Source organism: Pseudomonas sp. CFBP13508, from assembly GCF_005233515.1.
Lineage (GTDB): Bacteria > Pseudomonadota > Gammaproteobacteria > Pseudomonadales > Pseudomonadaceae > Aquipseudomonas > Aquipseudomonas mercuritolerans.
Genome location: NZ_QFZZ01000001.1, coordinates 779,384 through 796,195, shown reverse-complemented (window position 1 = coordinate 796,195; position 16,812 = coordinate 779,384). Strand labels below are relative to the sequence as shown.

8 protein-coding genes are annotated in these 16,812 nt (G+C 62.3%); 7 read left to right on the top strand and 1 reads right to left on the bottom strand.

The window, feature by feature from the left end; genetic code table 11:
* The first annotated feature begins 2 nt into the window (after positions 1-2).
* From PspCFBP13508_RS03570 to PspCFBP13508_RS03550, 4 genes are all read left to right on the top strand, one after another.
* Complete coding sequence (locus PspCFBP13508_RS03570; protein ID WP_137213673.1) at positions 3-1,373, top strand: TolC family outer membrane protein; 1,371 nt, start codon at positions 3-5, stop codon at positions 1,371-1,373.
* A 565-nt stretch (positions 1,374-1,938) separates the two neighbouring features.
* Positions 1,939-4,884 (top strand): autotransporter serine protease, encoded by a 2,946-nt coding sequence (locus tag PspCFBP13508_RS03565; RefSeq protein WP_137213672.1) that lies wholly within the window; start codon positions 1,939-1,941, stop codon positions 4,882-4,884.
* A gap of 240 nt (positions 4,885-5,124) precedes the next feature.
* Positions 5,125-8,202 (top strand): autotransporter serine protease, encoded by a 3,078-nt coding sequence (locus tag PspCFBP13508_RS03560; protein WP_137213671.1) that lies wholly within the window; start codon positions 5,125-5,127, stop codon positions 8,200-8,202.
* 312 nt (positions 8,203-8,514) lie between these two features.
* Positions 8,515-10,368 (top strand): polyurethanase, encoded by a 1,854-nt coding sequence (locus PspCFBP13508_RS03550; protein ID WP_137213807.1) that lies wholly within the window; start codon positions 8,515-8,517, stop codon positions 10,366-10,368.
* Positions 10,369-10,489: 121 nt separating this feature from the next.
* Here the strand turns inward: PspCFBP13508_RS03550 and PspCFBP13508_RS03545 are convergent, their stop codons facing one another.
* The gene (locus PspCFBP13508_RS03545) at positions 10,490-10,714 is read right to left on the bottom strand and encodes a YgdI/YgdR family lipoprotein (protein ID WP_137213669.1); all 225 of its coding nucleotides are present in this window, start codon (positions 10,712-10,714) and stop codon (positions 10,490-10,492) included.
* A gap of 195 nt (positions 10,715-10,909) precedes the next feature.
* Between PspCFBP13508_RS03545 and PspCFBP13508_RS03540 the strand changes: the two genes are divergently transcribed.
* From PspCFBP13508_RS03540 to PspCFBP13508_RS03530, 3 genes are read left to right on the top strand one after another with little or no spacing between them, the layout of a single operon-like run.
* Complete coding sequence (locus PspCFBP13508_RS03540; protein ID WP_137213668.1) at positions 10,910-12,562, top strand: VRR-NUC domain-containing protein; 1,653 nt, start codon at positions 10,910-10,912, stop codon at positions 12,560-12,562.
* Positions 12,559-14,889, top strand: a complete 2,331-nt coding sequence (locus PspCFBP13508_RS03535; protein WP_137213667.1) for an ATP-dependent DNA helicase — start codon at positions 12,559-12,561, stop codon at positions 14,887-14,889. The genes PspCFBP13508_RS03540 and PspCFBP13508_RS03535 overlap by 4 nt, the downstream gene beginning before the upstream one ends.
* Positions 14,882-16,801, top strand: a complete 1,920-nt coding sequence (locus PspCFBP13508_RS03530; protein WP_137213666.1) for a PAS domain-containing sensor histidine kinase — start codon at positions 14,882-14,884, stop codon at positions 16,799-16,801. Before PspCFBP13508_RS03535 ends, PspCFBP13508_RS03530 begins: the two co-directional genes overlap by 8 nt.
* Positions 16,802-16,812: the final 11 nt, after the last annotated feature.

Below are 16,812 nucleotides of genomic sequence, written 5' to 3'. Positions count from 1 at the left end.
GGATGTTCGGCTGTATGAAAAAGCTTTGCATGCTGGGGGCCGCAATGACGCTGCTCACGAGTCACTCGGCAGTCGCGGCCATGGGTCCATTCGAGATTTACGAACAGGCGTTGCGCAATGATCCGGTTTTCCTGGGGGCGATCAAGGAGCGCGATGCCGGCCTGGAAAACCGCGCGATTGGCCGCGCCGGGTTGCTGCCACGGATCGGCTACACCTACAACAAGGGCCGCAACTCGTCCAAGGCTACGTCTCTGGATGATCGTGCGCGCAACCGCACCGATGAGCGTAATTACAGCAGTTACGGCTCGGCGCTCACGGTGCAGCAACCGCTGCTCGATTACGAGGCTTACGCGGCGTATCGCAAGGGCGTCGCGCAGTCGTTGTTCGCCGACGAAGCCTTTCGCGGCAAGAGTCAGGAGCTGTTGGTGCGCGTGCTGGATAACTACACCAAAGCCTTGTTCGCCCAGGACCAGATCGACATCGCCCAGGCGAAGAAGAAGGCCTACGAACAGCAGTTCCAGCAGAACGAACACATGTTCAAGCAGGGCGAGGGCACGCGCACCGATATTCTCGAAGCCGAGTCGCGCTATGAGCTGGCGACTGCCGAGGAGATCGAAGCGCGCAACGAGCAGGATGCCGCTTTGCGCGAGCTGGGCGCGCTGGTGGGCGTGCCGACGGTGGATATCGGCGATCTGGCGCCGCTTGGTCAGCAATTCCAGACCTTCACCCTGCAACCGGCCAACTTCGACACCTGGCATGAACTGGCGATTAGCAACAACCCGAACCTCGCTTCGCAGCGTCAGGCCGTGGAAGTGGCGCGCTACGAAGTCGAGCGCAACCGCGCCGGGCATCTGCCGAAAGTCAGTGCTTATGCCTCGATGCGCGACAACGAGTCCGAAAGCGGCAACACCTATAACCAGCGCTACGAAACCAACACCATCGGCCTGGAAGTCAGCGTGCCGCTGTACGCCGGCGGCGGGGTGTCCGCCTCCACACGGCAAGCCAGCCGCACCATGGAACAGGCCGAATACGAACTGGATGGCAAAACCCGCGAAACCTTGATCGAACTGCGCCGCCAGTTCAGCGCCTGCCTTTCTGGGGTGAACAAATTGCGCGCTTATCAGAAAGCCTTGAAGTCGGCCGAAGCGCTGGTGGTCTCGACCCGACAAAGCATTCTGGGCGGCGAACGCACCAATCTCGATGCGTTGAACGCCGAGCAGCAACTGTTCACCACCCGCCGGGATTTGGCCCAAGCGCGCTACGACTACCTGATGGCCTGGACCAAATTGCATTACTACGCCGGGACGCTGAATGAGCAGGATCTGGCGCGGGTGGACGAAGCATTTGTGGTCGCGCAACAGCCCTCACCCTAACCCTCTCCCAGAGGGAGAGGGGACTGACCGAGTGGCCTGCGATAGCTGCATCGACCTGAACCACCGAGCTGGACGCAGGTTTGACATCAACAAAAATCGGCTCCCTCTCCTGCAGGGAGAGGGGACCAATCCGGGGAGATTGGCGAGATGCACCGACTTGAACGAGCTGTGCTGAATCCGTAATCGACTGGTTTTCTCAGGTCGCTGAATGACTGAAGACAACACGGTCGGCTCCCTCTCCCTTTGGGAGAGGGCTGGGGTGAGGGGAACGGGCGACACCGCAGGATCTGAGGCTTTGCACCGAGACGTTATGAGCAGGATCTGGTGCGGGTGGACGAAGCGTTTGTGGTCGCGCAACAGCCCTCACCCTAACCCTCTCCCAGAGGGTGAGGGGACTGACCGAGTGGCCTGCGATAGCTGCATCGACCTGAACCACCGAGCCGGACGCAGGTTTTGACATCAACACAAATCGGCTCCCTCTCCTCGGGGAGAGGGCTGGGGTGAGGGGAACAGGCGACAACGCAATTCAGCCCTGAACAAAACAACAAAAACGAGAGTGATGACCATGGACGTACGCATCAAACCGATTTGGCTCGGCACGCTTTTGCTGGTGACCTCGGCGACTCAGGCGCAATACCTCGAACCCGGCGAGCCCGGCAATCCGGCAAGTTGGCGCAGCGCCGAGTTCCTGCGTGACTGGGGCCTCGAACGCATGCAGGCTGATCAGGCCTATGCCGCCGGCATCACCGGCAAGGGCGTGAAGATCGGCGCGCTCGATTCCGGTTTCGATGCCGCCCATCCCGAATTCTCCGCCGACCGTTATCACCCGGTAAGGGCCAGCGGCAGCTACGTCGATGGCTCAGCGTTCAACGTCGACGGCACGCTCAATCCCAACAACGATTCCCACGGCACCCACGTGGTCGGCACCATGGGCGCAACCCGTGACGGCAACGGCATGCACGGCGTGGCGTACAACGCGCAGATCTACGTCGGCAACACCAACAAGAACGACAGTTTCCTCTTCGGCCCCAGCCCTGATCCGCGTTATTTCAAAGCGGTCTATGACAGCCTCGCCGATGCCGGGGTGCGGGCGATCAATAACAGTTGGGGCAGCCAGCCGCCGGATGTCAGCTATCGCACTCTCGCGGATCTGCACGCCGCCTACGCGCAGCACTGGAACAAGGGCACCTGGCTCGACGCTGCTGCCGATGTCTCCCGGCGCGGTGTGATCAATGTGTTCAGCGCCGGCAACAGCGGCTACCCGAACGCCAGCGTACGTTCAGCGCTGCCGTATTTTCAGCCGGACCTGGAGGGCCACTGGCTGGCAGTGTCCGGCCTCGATCAGAGCAATCAGCAGAAGTACAACCAGTGCGGCATCGCCAAATACTGGTGCATCACCACACCGGGGGCGAAGATCGACAGCACCATTCCCGGTGGCGGCTACGCGATCAAATCCGGCACCTCGATGGCGGCGCCGCACGCGACCGGCGCCCTGGCGCTGGTGATGGAACGCTATCCGTACATGAGCAACCAGCAGGCGCTCGAAGTGCTGCTGACCACCGCCACGCAACTCGATGGCTCGGTCACCGATGCGCCGAGCGAGCGCGTCGGCTGGGGCGTCGCCAATCTCAGTCGGGCGATGCGCGGGCCGGGGCAATTGCTCGGTGCGTTCGACGCCAGTCTGGGGGCAGGGCAGCGCGATGTCTGGAGCAACGACATTTCTGACAAGGCGCTGCTCCAGCGCCAGCGCGAAGACCTCGCCGAGCACAGTGCCTGGCAGCAAACCCTGCAGGACAAAGGCTGGCAGAACGGTGTTGCGGCCGACGCCAGTCAGCAGGACCAGACCGATTACGCCGTCGGCATGCTCCGCGATGCAGCGGCGGCGAAGCGGGTTTATCAGGGCAGCCTGATCAAGTCCGGCGCCGGGCAATTGCTGCTCAGCGGCGACAACACCTATCGCGGTCCGACCACGGTCAATGGCGGTCTGCTGACCGTCAACGGTTCGCTGACCTCAGCGGTCACCGTCAACAACAGCGGCACCCTCGGCGGCTCCGGACGCATCGGCGCGTTGACCGCCAACAGCGGCGGCCGGGTGGCACCGGGCAATTCCATCGGCACCTTGAACGTCGCCGGTGATGTGACATTCAATCCGGGCTCGACTTACGCCGTTGAGCTGTCGCCCACCAGCAGCGACCGTATCGTCGCCGGCGGCACGGCAACCGTCAGCGGCGCCAGCGTCAGCCTGGCGCTGGAAAACAGCCCGACCTTGCTCAGCAGCGCCGAAGCGCAAAGCCTGCTCGGTCGTCAGTACAACATCCTGCAAGCGGCCGGCGGCGTGCAGGGGCAGTTCGCTGCGGTGGTGCCGAACTATCTGTTCATCGGCGGCGCCCTCGACTACGCCGCAACCGGCATTCAACTGAATATCCAGCGCAATGCCACAAGCTTCGCCAGCGTCGGGCAAACCCCGAACCAGCGTTCGGTGGCAGCGGCAGTCGAAGCGTTGGGCGCTGGCAATTCGGTATACGAAAGTGTGCTTCGTGCACCGACTCAAGCTTCGGCGCAGCAAGCCTTTCAGCAACTGAGCGGCGAGATTTATCCGGCGCTGGGCACGATGCTGATCAACGACAGCCGACAGTTGCGTGATGCGGTTGGCGAGCGGCTGCACGATGAATCGGCGACCCGCAGCAATGGCTGGATCAAAGCCCTCGGGGCCTGGGGCAGCACCGATTCGGGCCACGACACGGCCGGCTACAACACCTCGATCGGCGGTCTGTTGGCCGGTGTCGACGGCGCGCTCGATGAGCAGACCCGCATCGGTCTGGTCACCGGCTACAGCGACAGCTCCTTGAGCATGGGCTCGGGCACGCATTCCTCGGCGAAAGTCGACAGCTATCACCTCGGCGCTTACGCCGGCCACGACCTCGGTGCCTGGCGTTTGAGCACCGGCGCGGCGTACAGCTGGCATCGCGGCGATGTAAAGCGCGATCTGCAATACGACGACGTCAGCGCCAAGCAGAAAGCCAAGCTTGATGCGACCACCACTCAGGTTTTCGCCGAGGCGGCGTATCGCTTGCAGTTGCAAGCGTTGGCGCTGGAACCGTTCGCCAACCTGACTTACCTGCATCTCGACACCGAGGGCTTTACCGAGAAGGGCGATGCCGCGGCCTTGAAAAGCTCGGGCGATACGCGCGACGTGGTGTTGAGCACTCTGGGCATGCGGGCGAGCAAAACCTTCATCCTTTCCAACCAGCAGGCGCTGGACGTCAGCGCCCGTCTCGGCTGGCAGCACAGCCTCAGCGAGATCGAATCGGAGCAACATTTGCGCTTTGCCAGCGGCGGTACGCCGTACGCGGTGGAGAGTTCGGCGCTGGTTCGCGATGCCGCACTGGTTGGCGTGCAGGCCAGTCTGGCGTTGAGCAAGGACGTGCGGGTCAACCTCGATTACAACGGCCAACTCGCCAGCCGCGAAAAGCTGCATGGCGTTGGCCTGAGCCTGAACTGGCAGTTCTGATTGCATGTGTTTGAGTCAACGTGGCGAGGGGATTTATCCCCGCTCGACTGCGCAGCAGTCGCAAAACCTGTGTTTACGTAGGTTGGAAAAATTGCCGGGGGGGGTCGCTTCGCAACCCAACGGGGATGAATCCCCTCGCCACAGGTGCGGTCTGTCATTGGCTACCGCGGACAAAGGTGCCTCTCGCCACAGCTATTGAAACAACCGGATTTTTCGCAACATCACTAAGGAAGGTCGTGGATGGATAACAACAATACCCCCGCGCAATCGGGTGGCCGCTTTGCCCTGAAAACCCTGACAGTCGCCATGCTCTGTGCCAGTGCGATGGCACAGGCAGCGCCTTACGTTGAGAACGGCCGCAGCGGCGATCCGTCGAGCTGGCGCAGCAATGAATTCAAGGCCGACTGGGGCCTGGGCGCGATCGGCGCGGATTACGCCTACGCCGCCGGCTACACCGGCAAAGGCGTGAAACTGGGCATCTTCGATCAGCCGGTCTACGCCGCGCATCCGGAGTTCTCTGGCAGTAACAAAGTCGTCACCCTGGTCACCAGCGGTATCCGCGAATACACCGACCCGTATATTCCGGTGAAAGCCGGCGACGCGTTCCGCTATGACGGTTCGCCCTCGGTCGGCTCCGACGGCAAGCTCGGTGCCCATGGCACCCACGTCGGCGGTATCGCGGCGGGCAGTCGCGACGGCGGGGTGATGCATGGCGTCGCATTCGGGGCGCAGATCATCAGCGCCGACAACGGCGACCCAGGCCCGGAAGATGGCATCGTGCGCGGCAACGACGGCGCGGTGTACAAGGCCGGTTGGGATGCGCTGATCGCCAGCGGAGCGCGGATCATCAATAACAGCTGGGGCATCGGCATCACCGACCGCTTCGACCTCGGCGGCCGCGATCCGGCGTATCCGCACTTCACCGTCAACGACGCGCAGTTGCAGTTCAACGAAATCCGCACCCTGCTCGGCACCAAACCCGGCGGCGCCTACGACGGCGCGATTGCCGCCGCACGCAGCGGCATCGTCACCATTTTTGCCGCCGGCAACGACTACAACCTGAACAACCCGGATGCCATTGCCGGCCTCGGTTATTTCGTTCCGGACATCGCGCCGAACTGGATCACCGTCGCCGCATTGCAGCAGAACCCGGACACCGCCAGCGCCAATCCCTACGTGATCAGCACGTTCTCCTCGCGTTGCGGCTATACGGCGAGTTATTGCGTGTCGGCGCCGGGCACCAAGATCTACAGCTCGATCATCGAAGGTACCAACGCCGACAACCTGACCACCGGCTACAAAAACTACAACGGCACCTCGATGGCCGCGCCACACGTGGCCGGTTCCATCGCGGTGTTGATGGAACGCTTCCCGTATATGTCCGGCGATCAGGTCGCCAGCGTATTGCGCACCACTGCGACCGACCTCGGCGCACCGGGCATCGACGCCTTGTACGGCTGGGGCATGATCAACCTGCGCAAGGCCATCGACGGCCCGGCAATGTTCGTCACTGAGCAGGACATTCCCGAGGAGTTCCGCGTGCAGGGCGCTTACGGTTCCGGCCAGTTTGTCGCCGATCTGCCGGGCATCGGCGCGATCATCGATCAGGGCAAACCGACCGAACGCGTGTGCAGCGACATCACGTGCGGCCTCGACACCTGGCGCAACGACATCGGCGGCCACGGCGGTCTGACCAAGCAAGGCATCGGCACTTTGGTGCTGACCGGCAACAACACTTACAGCGGCTCGACCCTGGTCAATCAAGGCCGTCTGGCCATCAACGGTTCGCTGCAATCGGCGGTCACCGTCAACAACGGCGGCATCCTCGGCGGCAATGGCCGCATCGGCGCGCTGGCGGTGAACAGCGGTGGTACGGTGGCGCCGGGCAACTCCATCGGCACCCTGAATGTGGCGGGGGACGTGACCTTCGCGCCGGGCTCAACCTACGCCGTAGAGCTGTCGCCAACCAGCAGCGACCAGATCGTCGCGGGCGGCAAAGCCGTCATCGACGGCGCCACGGTGAGCCTGTCGCTGGAAAACAGCCCGACCTTGCTCAGCACCGGCGAAGTGCAAAGCCTGCTCGGCACCCGCTACAACATTCTGCAAGCGGCGGGCGGCATTGAAGGGCGCTTCGGGCAGGTCTTGCCGAATTACGCGTTCCTCGGCGGCACCCTCGATTACTCGGCGGGCGGCATCCAGCTGGCGGTCGGGCGTAATGAGGCATCGTTTGCCAGCGTCGGTCTGACACCGAACCAACGCGCCGTCGGTGCCGCCGCCGAAAGTTTGGGCGCGGGCAATGCGCTGTTCGAAACCCTGTTGCTGTCGCCCAACGCGGCGTCGGCGCAGCAGGCCTTTCAACAGTTGTCCGGCGAGATTCACCCGGCCATCGGCACGCTGCTGATCAACGACAGCCGCTACCTGCGCGAAGCCGTCGGCGAGCGCCTGCGGGAGCGTGATCTGTTCAACGCCGATGCGCCGACTGATGAGCGCAGCAACGTCTGGGTCAAGGTCCTCGGATCGTGGGGCGAAAGCGATGGCGGGCATGACAATGCCGACTCCAACAGCTCCATCGGTGGGCTGCTGGCCGGTGTCGACGGGCTGATCGCTGAAGATACCCGTCTCGGTTTCGTCACCGGTTACAGCGACAGTTCGTTGAGCATGGGCAGCGGCACGCATTCCTCGGCGTCGGTCGACAGCTACCATTTGGGTGCGTACCTGGGCCACGAAATCGACGCGTTGCGCCTGACCGTCGGCGGCGCCTACAGCTGGCATCGCATCGATGTGAAGCGTGATCTGCAGTTCGGCGACGTCAGCGGCAAACAGAAAACCAAACGTGACGCGACCACCGCGCAACTGTTCACCGAGGCCGCATACGACCTGGGCCTGCAACCGATGAACCTGGAGCCGTTCGCCAATCTGTCCTACGTGCACCTCAACACCGACAGCTTCACCGAAAAGGGTGACGCTGCCGCGCTCAAGGGTGGCGAAGACAACCGCGACGTGGTGCTCTCCACCCTCGGCGTGCGCGCCAAGCGCAGCTTCGCCTTGTCGGATAAGCATCAGTTGGCACTGGGCGCCAGCCTCGGCTGGCAGCACAACCTGAGCAGCGTCGATGCCGACAGCCATCTGGCCTTCGCCAACGGCAACAGCGCGTTCACGGTGCAGAGCGTGTCGATGGATCGTGACGCTGCCGTGGTGGGCGTGCGCGCCGGGCTGGCGCTCAATCGCGACGTGCGGGTCAACCTCGACTACAACGGTTTGATCGGCTCCAACGAGAAAGATCACGGAGTCGGTCTGACGCTCGACTGGCAGTTCTGAGGCGTAACCGGCAGCGCTTCTCGGGCTGCCGGTTTTTCAAGAAAAGGGAGCGCTGCTCATGGGATTGTTCGAGTACAAAAATCCAAATGTGCAGAAGATCCAAATGTGGGAGCGAGCCTGCTCGCGAATGCGCTGGTTCAGGCGATTGTGATGTTGAATGTGCTGCCGCCTTCGCGAGCAGGCTCGCTCCCACAGGTACGGCGTACACATGACATTTGAGGGACCATTGAACGACAAATGAAATGCTCCGGAGCCCTGCGCTCTGGCTGTGAGCTATCTCTGACAATTCCAACAACAAGAGAGGCAATGGCAATGGGTGTATACGATTACAAGAACTTCGGCACAGCCGATTCCGCGGCGCTGTTCAGCGATGCCATGGCGATCACGCTGTATTCCTATCACAACCTCGATAACGGCTTCGCCGCCGGTTACCAGCACAACGGCTTCGGCCTCGGTCTGCCGGCGACGCTGGTTACCGCGCTGATTGGCGGCACCGATTCGCAAGGGGTGATCCCCGGTATCCCGTGGAATCCCGATTCGGAAAAACTCGCCCTCGAGGCCGTGCAAAAGGCCGGCTGGACACCGATCAGCGCCGCGCAATTGGGCTATGAAGGCAAGACCGATGCACGCGGGACGTTCTTCGGCGAGAAGTCCGGCTACACCAGCGCACAAGTGGAAATCCTCGGCAAGTACGACGCTCAGGGTCACCTGACTGAACTGGGTATCGCCTTTCGCGGCACCAGCGGCCCGCGCGAAATCCTCATCGGTGATTCGATTGGCGACGTGATCAACGATCTGCTCGCGGCGTTCGGCCCGGCCGATTACGCGAAAAACTACGTCGGTGAAGCCTTTGGCAATCTGCTCAACGATGTGGTCGCATTCGCCCGGGCCAACGGCCTCAGCGGCAAGGACGTGCTGGTCAGCGGTCACAGCCTTGGCGGTCTGGCGGTGAACAGCATGGCCGATCTGAGCGGCGGCAAGTGGGGCGGGTTTTTCGCTGATTCCAACTACATCGCCTACGCCTCGCCGACGCAAAGCAGCGGCGACAAGGTGCTGAATATCGGCTACGAAAACGACCCGGTGTTTCGCGCCCTCGACGGTTCGACCTTCAGCAGTGCCTCGGTGGGCGTGCACGACGCGCCTCACGCATCGACCACCGACAACATCGTCAGCTTCAACGATCACTACGCCTCGAACGCCTGGAACGTGCTGCCGTATTCGATCCTGAATATCCCGACGTGGATTTCGCACCTGCCCACCGGTTACGGCGACGGCATGATCCGCGTGCTGGAATCGAAGTTCTACGACCTGACCAGCCGCGACTCGACGATCATCGTCGCCAACCTGTCCGACCCGGCGCGGGCCAACACTTGGGTGCAGGACCTCAACCGCAACGCCGAAACCCACAAGGGCAGCACGTTCATCATCGGCAGTGACGGCAACGACCTGATCCAGGGCGGCAGCGGAAATGACTATCTGGAGGGGCGCGCCGGAAATGACAGCTTCCGCGACAGCGGCGGGTACAACATCATTTTGGGTGGGCAGGGCAGCAACACCCTCGACTTGCAGCAGACGGTAAAGAACTTTGATTTTGCCAACGACGGCGCTGGCAACCTGTACATCCGCGATGCCAACGGCGGGATCAGCATCACCCGTGACATTGGCAGCATCGTCAGCAAAGAGCCGGGGTTTCTCTGGGGCGTGTTCAAGGACGACGTGCTACACAGCGTCACGGCCAGCGGTTTGAAAGTCGGCAGTAACCTCACCGCTTATGAATCGAGCGTTAGAGGAACGGCCGGCGCTGACACACTGAAGGCGCATACCGGCGGCGACTGGCTGTTTGGCCTTGAGGGCAACGATCATTTGCTCGGCGGCGCGGGCAATGACGTGTTTGTCGGTGGCGCCGGCAATGATCTGCTGGAATCGGGCGGCGGAGCGGATACGTTTCTGTTCAATGGCGCGTTTGGCCAGGATCGTGTGGTTGGCTATACGGCCGATGACAAACTGGTGTTTCTTGGCGTGCAGGGGGTGTTGCCGGGGGATGATTTGCGCGCCCATGCGTCGGCGGTCGGGCAGGATACCGTGCTGACGTTTGGTGGGGATTCGGTGACGTTGGTAGGGGTGGCGCTTGGGAGTTTGAGTGCCGACGGGGTTGTTATCGCCTGAGGTTGATGCGGGGCCTTTGGCGGCCCTTCGCGAGCAGGCTCGCTCCCACAGGGGATTTGTGGACGACGCAGATCCAGTGTGGGAGCGAGCCTGCTCGCGAAAAACGATCATTCAAGCCAAGTCAGTCTTCCTTGCGCACGGTCGCTACTTCATCAGCGCGAACCTTGACCCTGGCGCCGGAGATGTCTTCGAACTCATAGAAACCGTCTTCGGTCTCGGTCTTCGGCATGTCCTCGGTCAGGTACTGGGTGCCGTTCTGCAACGTCACCACGGTCTGGGTCGAACAGCCGCCCAGCGCCAACAGGGCTGCGACCGCTACAGGAATACCCAGCATCTTGATTTTCATACCCACCTCTGACTCCTTGCTTGAATGTGATTGCGGGCATTGTCGGCCCTGTAACGCGGTTGGTGCCAGCATCGGCGGAAAAGTTCGATGGCGGCGCAAAAAAATGCCATTGATCTTTTTCCGTTTGCGCCGGGCAGGGCTGAGCTGGTATCTGTACGCATAACCAGTGTTCGCTTGCCGTGGCTTTGAATTCCCGTGACCTCCAACCCTCTCGACGATCCGTTCTATTACCTCAACAACTTCCGGCAAGTGCTTGATTGGCTTGGGCTTCGCTATGCCGATGTGATGAATGAAAGCGAGCACGGCTTCATCCGCGACTTCAACACGCTGCCGCAAACCTCGCAGGGATTGCTGGTACGCATGGTCATGCGCAAGGGCATTCACTTTCGCGCGAGCAAACTCAATTATCTGGAAATCGGCGACATTGCCGAGGCGGCGCAGCCGTTGCTCGATCGCGGCTGGCTCGATGAACAGGCGGATTTGACACTGGCAGAACTGTTCGATGTCTTGCTCAAGGCCGAGCTTTTGCAGGCATTCGGCGCCTCTATCGAACAGCCGAAAGGGCGCAAGGATGAATGGCTGCCGGTGCTGGCCGAACAGTTCACCGACGCGCAAACCCTGCGCGCCTGGGCGCCGCAACTGGCTGAGCGGCTGTTCAGCCTGACCCTGATGGACCTGTGCGATCGCCTGCGCCTGATGTTCTTCGGCAATCTGTATCAAGACTGGTCGGAGTTCGTGCTGGCCGACCTGGGCATCTTTACCTATGAAAAAGTCGAGTTCTGCGCCGATTCCCGAGGCCTGCGCAGTCGCGAAGACGTCGACGCCTGCCTGTTCCTGCATCAATGCCAGTTGCGCTTCGAAGCCGGTGAAGCGCTGGACGAGATCGTCGAACAGATCAACGCCGTGCAATTCGACAACCCGTGGCTGCGCCGCCGGCAAGCCAAGGCGTTGTTCCAGATCGGCCAGTACGCCGAGCGCATCGGCGACTTTGCCCTGGCCCTGAGTGTTTACCGCGACTGCGCCTACCCGGGCGCACGACTGCGGATGATCCGCGTGCTTGAACGTTGCGGCGAATACGCATTGGCGCTGGAACTCGGCACGCTGGCCGAACAGGCGCCGCAAAGCGCGGCCGAGCAACAAGGCTTGCAGCGCATCGTCCCGCGTCTGCGCCGTAAACTCGGCGGCCCGCCGCTCAAGCGTGCCAAGGCCAGAGAGGTCGAGCGCCTCGATTTGCACTTGCCGCGCATCGATCCGGCGCGGTCGGTGGAGTTTCATGTGCAAGCGCACTTGCACGCCGATGACGGCCCGGTGCATTACGTCGAGAACAGCCTGATCAATTCACTGTTCGGCCTGTTGTGCTGGCCGGCGATCTTCGCGCCGTTGCCGGGTGCGTTCTTTCACCCGTTCCAGCGCGGCCCGGTGGATCTGCTCAGCGAAGACTTCCTCGAGCGCCGCGCCGAACTGTTTCAGGCCTGCCTGGGCGAACTCGACGACGGCCGCTACGCCGAGACGATCCGCCAGCGCTTCGTCGACAAATGGGGCATCCAGTCGCCATTCGTGTTCTGGGGCGCGCTCAATGAAGCCTTGCTGGAGCAGGCGCTGGCCTGTCTACCCGCCGAGCACCTGAAACACTGGTTCAACCGCCTGCTGCTCGACATCAAGTCCAACCGTGCCGGCATGCCGGACCTGATCCAGTTCTGGCCGCAGCACAAGACCTACCGGATGATCGAAGTCAAAGGCCCCGGCGACCGCTTGCAGGACAATCAACTGCGCTGGCTGGAGTTCTGCCACGAGCACCAGATGCCGGTGGCCGTGTGTTACGTGCAATGGGCGGAGCAGAGCGCTTGAGTTACAGCGTTGCCGTGCGTGCACTGTGCGAGTTCACCGCCAAGACCGGCGACCTCGACCTGCGCTTCACCCCGTCACCAACCGCGCTGGAAGGCATCGTCGGCCATCGTACCGTGGCCTCGCGGCGCAGCGAGCAGTACCAGAGCGAAGTGGCACTGCAAGGCGAATTCGGCGAGCTGAAGGTCAAGGGCAGGGCGGATGGCTACGATCCGGCGCAAAACTGCCTGGAAGAAGTCAAAACCTATCGCGGCGACCTGAGCAAGCAACCGGCCAATCACCGCCAGTTGCACTGGGCGCAGGCGAAAATCTACGGCTGGTTGATGTGCCAGAAGCTGCAACTGCAGCAGATCAATTTGGCGCTGGTGTATTTCGACGTCGTCAGCGAAAAGGAAACCTGTCTGGTCGAATCCCACAGCGCCGAATCGCTCCAGGGGTTTTTCGCGCAGCAGTGCGCTTTGTTCCTGCAATGGGCCGAGCAGGAAATGGCCCACCGCGAGGCGCGCAATCTGGCCGCGCAGCAACTGGCGTTCCCGCACGCGGATTTTCGTCCCGGCCAACGGCATCTGGCCGAATCAGTGTTCAAAGCCGTCAGCACCGGCCGCTGCCTCATGGCCCAGGCGCCGACCGGCATCGGCAAAACCCTTGGCACGCTGTTTCCGATGCTCAAGGCCTTGGCGCCGCAACAACTGGACAAGGTGTTCTTTCTCACCGCCAAGACTCCCGGACGCAAGCTGGCGCTGGATGCCAGCCAGGTGTTGTTCAGGCAAACGCCGGACTTGCCGCTGCGGGTGATGGAAATGGTTGCCCGCGACAAGGCCTGCGAACATCCGGACAAGGCCTGTCATGGCGAATCCTGCCCGCTGGCCCAGGGTTTTTATGATCGCTTGCCGGCCGCCCGCGGAGCCGCCAGCCGCATCAACCTGCTCGATCAGGCGGCGATGCGTGAAGTCGCCGCGCAGCACAGCGTGTGCCCGTACTACCTGAGTCAGGAAATGGCCCGCTGGGCGGATGTGGTGGTTGCCGACTACAACTATTACTTCGACTTCAGCGCGCTGCTGTTCGGTCTGGCCCAGCTCAATCAGTGGAAAGTCGCGGTGCTCGCCGACGAGGCGCACAACCTGGTCGAGCGCGGCCGGCAGATGTACAGCGCCAGCCTCGACCAGTTCACCCTCGCCAGCGTGCGCAAAACCGCGCCGGCCGCGCTGAAGAATTCGCTGCAACGGGTCAATCGCGAATGGAACGCGCTGCACGCGCCGCAACTGGCGGCGTATCAGGCCTACGACAAGGCGCCGGACAAACTCCTGCAAGCCATCTCCCTGTGTTGTGCGGCCATCGGCGATTACCTCAACGAACATCCGCAAGGCCTCGACAGCGGCCTGCAGAATTTCTATTTCGACTTGCTGCAATTCGCCCGGGTCGCCGAGCTGTACGACGAGCATTACCTGTTCGATATCAGCAAACGCGACCTCGACCGCAAGCGTCCACTGTCGCAACTTTGCCTGCGCAACGTGGTGCCGGCCGCGTTCATCGGCCCGCGCCTGAGCGCGGCGCGCAGCAGCGTGCTGTTCTCGGCCACGCTGAGCCCGCGCAACTATTACGCCGACCTGCTCGGCACGCCCGCCGATACGGTGTGTATCGACGTCGAATCGCCGTTCAGCGCCGAGCAGTTGCAGGTGCACATCGTCAGCCAGATTTCCACGCGTTTTAACCATCGCCAGGCCTCGCTGGAGCCCATCGTCGAACTGATCGCGCGCCAGTTCAGCGAGCGCCCGGGCAATTATCTGGCGTTCTTCAGCAGTTTCGATTACCTGCAACAGGTCGCAACCTTATTGGCCGAGCGCCATCCGCACATCACCCAGTGGCTACAATCGCGGGGCATGGCCGAGGGCGCGCGGCAGGCGTTTCTCGACCAGTTCAGCGCCGACAGCCAGGGTGTGGGGTTTGCGGTGTTGGGCGGCGCATTTGGCGAGGGCATCGATTTGCCCGGCGCGCGGCTGATCGGCGCGTTCATCGCGACGCTGGGGCTGGCGCAGCTCAACCCGGTCAACGAGCAGATGAAACGGCGCATGGCCGCCATTTTTGGCGCCGGCTACGACTACACCTATCTGTACCCGGGCATGCAAAAAGTCGTACAAGCCGCCGGGCGGGTGATTCGCACCCGTGAGGATCGCGGCACGGTCATGCTCATCGACGACCGCTTTGCCGAAAGCCGCATCAAACAACTGCTGCCGCGCTGGTGGGCGATCAAAAGCGAACCGGCGCTGTTCAAATCGACGGATTCACGCATACTTCAGCCCATGACAGTGGCTGGTGAGTGCGATGAGTGAGAACAACAGAACCGCAGCGATCGAAGACAGCCGATTCCGGCTGCTGATCGACGCGGTTGTCGACTATGCGATCTACATGATCGACCCCGACGGTACCATCACCAGTTGGAACTCCGGCGCCAAACGTTTCAAAGGTTATGAAGAAGCCGAGATCATCGGCGAGCACTTCTCGCGCTTCTATACCCCGGAAGACCGCGCCAACGGCATGCCGCAGCGGGCGCTCGACACGGCAATTCGCGAAGGTCGCTTCGAAGGCGAGGGCTGGCGCGTGCGCAAGGACGGCACGCACTTCTGGTCGCACGTGGTGATCGACCCGATCATCGACCCCAACGGCAAGCTGCTCGGGTTCGCCAAGATCACCCGCGACCTCACCGACCGCAAAATGGCCGAGGAAACCCTCAAGCAAAGCGAACAGCAGTTCCGCCTGCTGGTGCAGGGCGTCACCGACTACGCGATCTACATGCTCAGCCCCGAAGGCTGCGTCAGCAACTGGAACCAGGGCGCGCAGCGCATCAAAGGCTATTTGCCGGAAGAGATCATCGGCCAGCATTTTTCGATTTTCTACACCCCCGAAGACCGCGAACTCGGCGAGCCGCAGCGCTCGCTGGAGATTGCCACTCGCGAAGGCCGCTTCGAGAACCGCAGTTGGCGGATGCGCAAGGACGGCACGCGCTTTCTTGCCCACGTGGTGGTCGATGCAATTCGCGGCGACACCGGCACGTTGCTCGGCTTCGCCAAGATCACCCGCGATGTCACCGAGGCGCACGAGGCGCAGCAGGCCCTGGAAAAGACCCGCGAGGCGTTGTTCCAGGCGCAGAAGATGCAGGCGATCGGCCAACTCAGCGGCGGCATCGCCCATGACTTCAACAACCTGCTGACGGTGATTCTCGGCAACCTCGAGATCGTGCAGAAACGCATCGGCGACGCGCCGAAAATCGCTCGTCTGCTGGAAAACGCCACCCAGGGTGCGTTGCGCGGTGTCTCGTTGACCCAGCGCATGCTGGCCTTCGCCCGTCGTCAGGAGCTGAAGACCGAGTCGGTGGATATCCCGCAACTGGTGCAAGGCATCACCGGGCTGCTGCGCAGTTCGCTCGGGCCGGGGATTCGCATCGAAACGCGCTTTCCCGAAGATCTGCAGCCCGTGCTGGCGGACAGCAATCAGCTGGAACTGGCGATCCTCAATCTCGCCACCAATGCCCGCGATGCCATGCCCGACGGCGGCACGGTGATCATTCAGGCGCAAGCCGAAGTGGTGCTGGAACAAACTCATTCGACATTGGCGGCGGGGCGTTACGTGTGCCTGAGCCTGATCGACAGCGGCGAAGGCATGGACGAAGCCACGCTGGCCTGCGCCCGTGATCCGTTCTTCACCACCAAAGGCTTGGGCAAAGGCACCGGGCTGGGCTTGTCGATGGTGCACGGCTTCATCGAGCAGTTGGGCGGGCGCTTTATTCTGAAAAGCGAGAAGGGCGAGGGCACGGCGGCCGAGCTGTGGATTCCGGTGGCGCTTGAGCGTACGGCCAGTCGCCCGGCGTACAGCAACTCCGCGCCCATTGCGGTGCCGAGGCTCAGTGTGCTGGTGGTCGATGACGATTCGCTGGTGCTGACCAGCACCAGTCTGCTGCTGGAAGATCTCGGCCATCGAGTCATCGGCGCAACTTCCGGCGCCCAGGCGCTGGCGCTGTTCGATCAGGGCGAAGTGATCGATCTGGTCATCACCGACATGGCCATGCCAAAAATGAGCGGCGCGCAACTGGCCCATGCGTTGCGCATGCTCAAGCCGGATCTGCCGATCATTCTCTCCACTGGATATGCCGAACGCCTCGAGGGTTTTGCCGCTCAACTGCCGCGCCTGCCGAAACCGTTCACCCAAGCGAGTCTGGTGCAGATCATCGCCCAATCGATGAAGTGACTCGCTGGTCG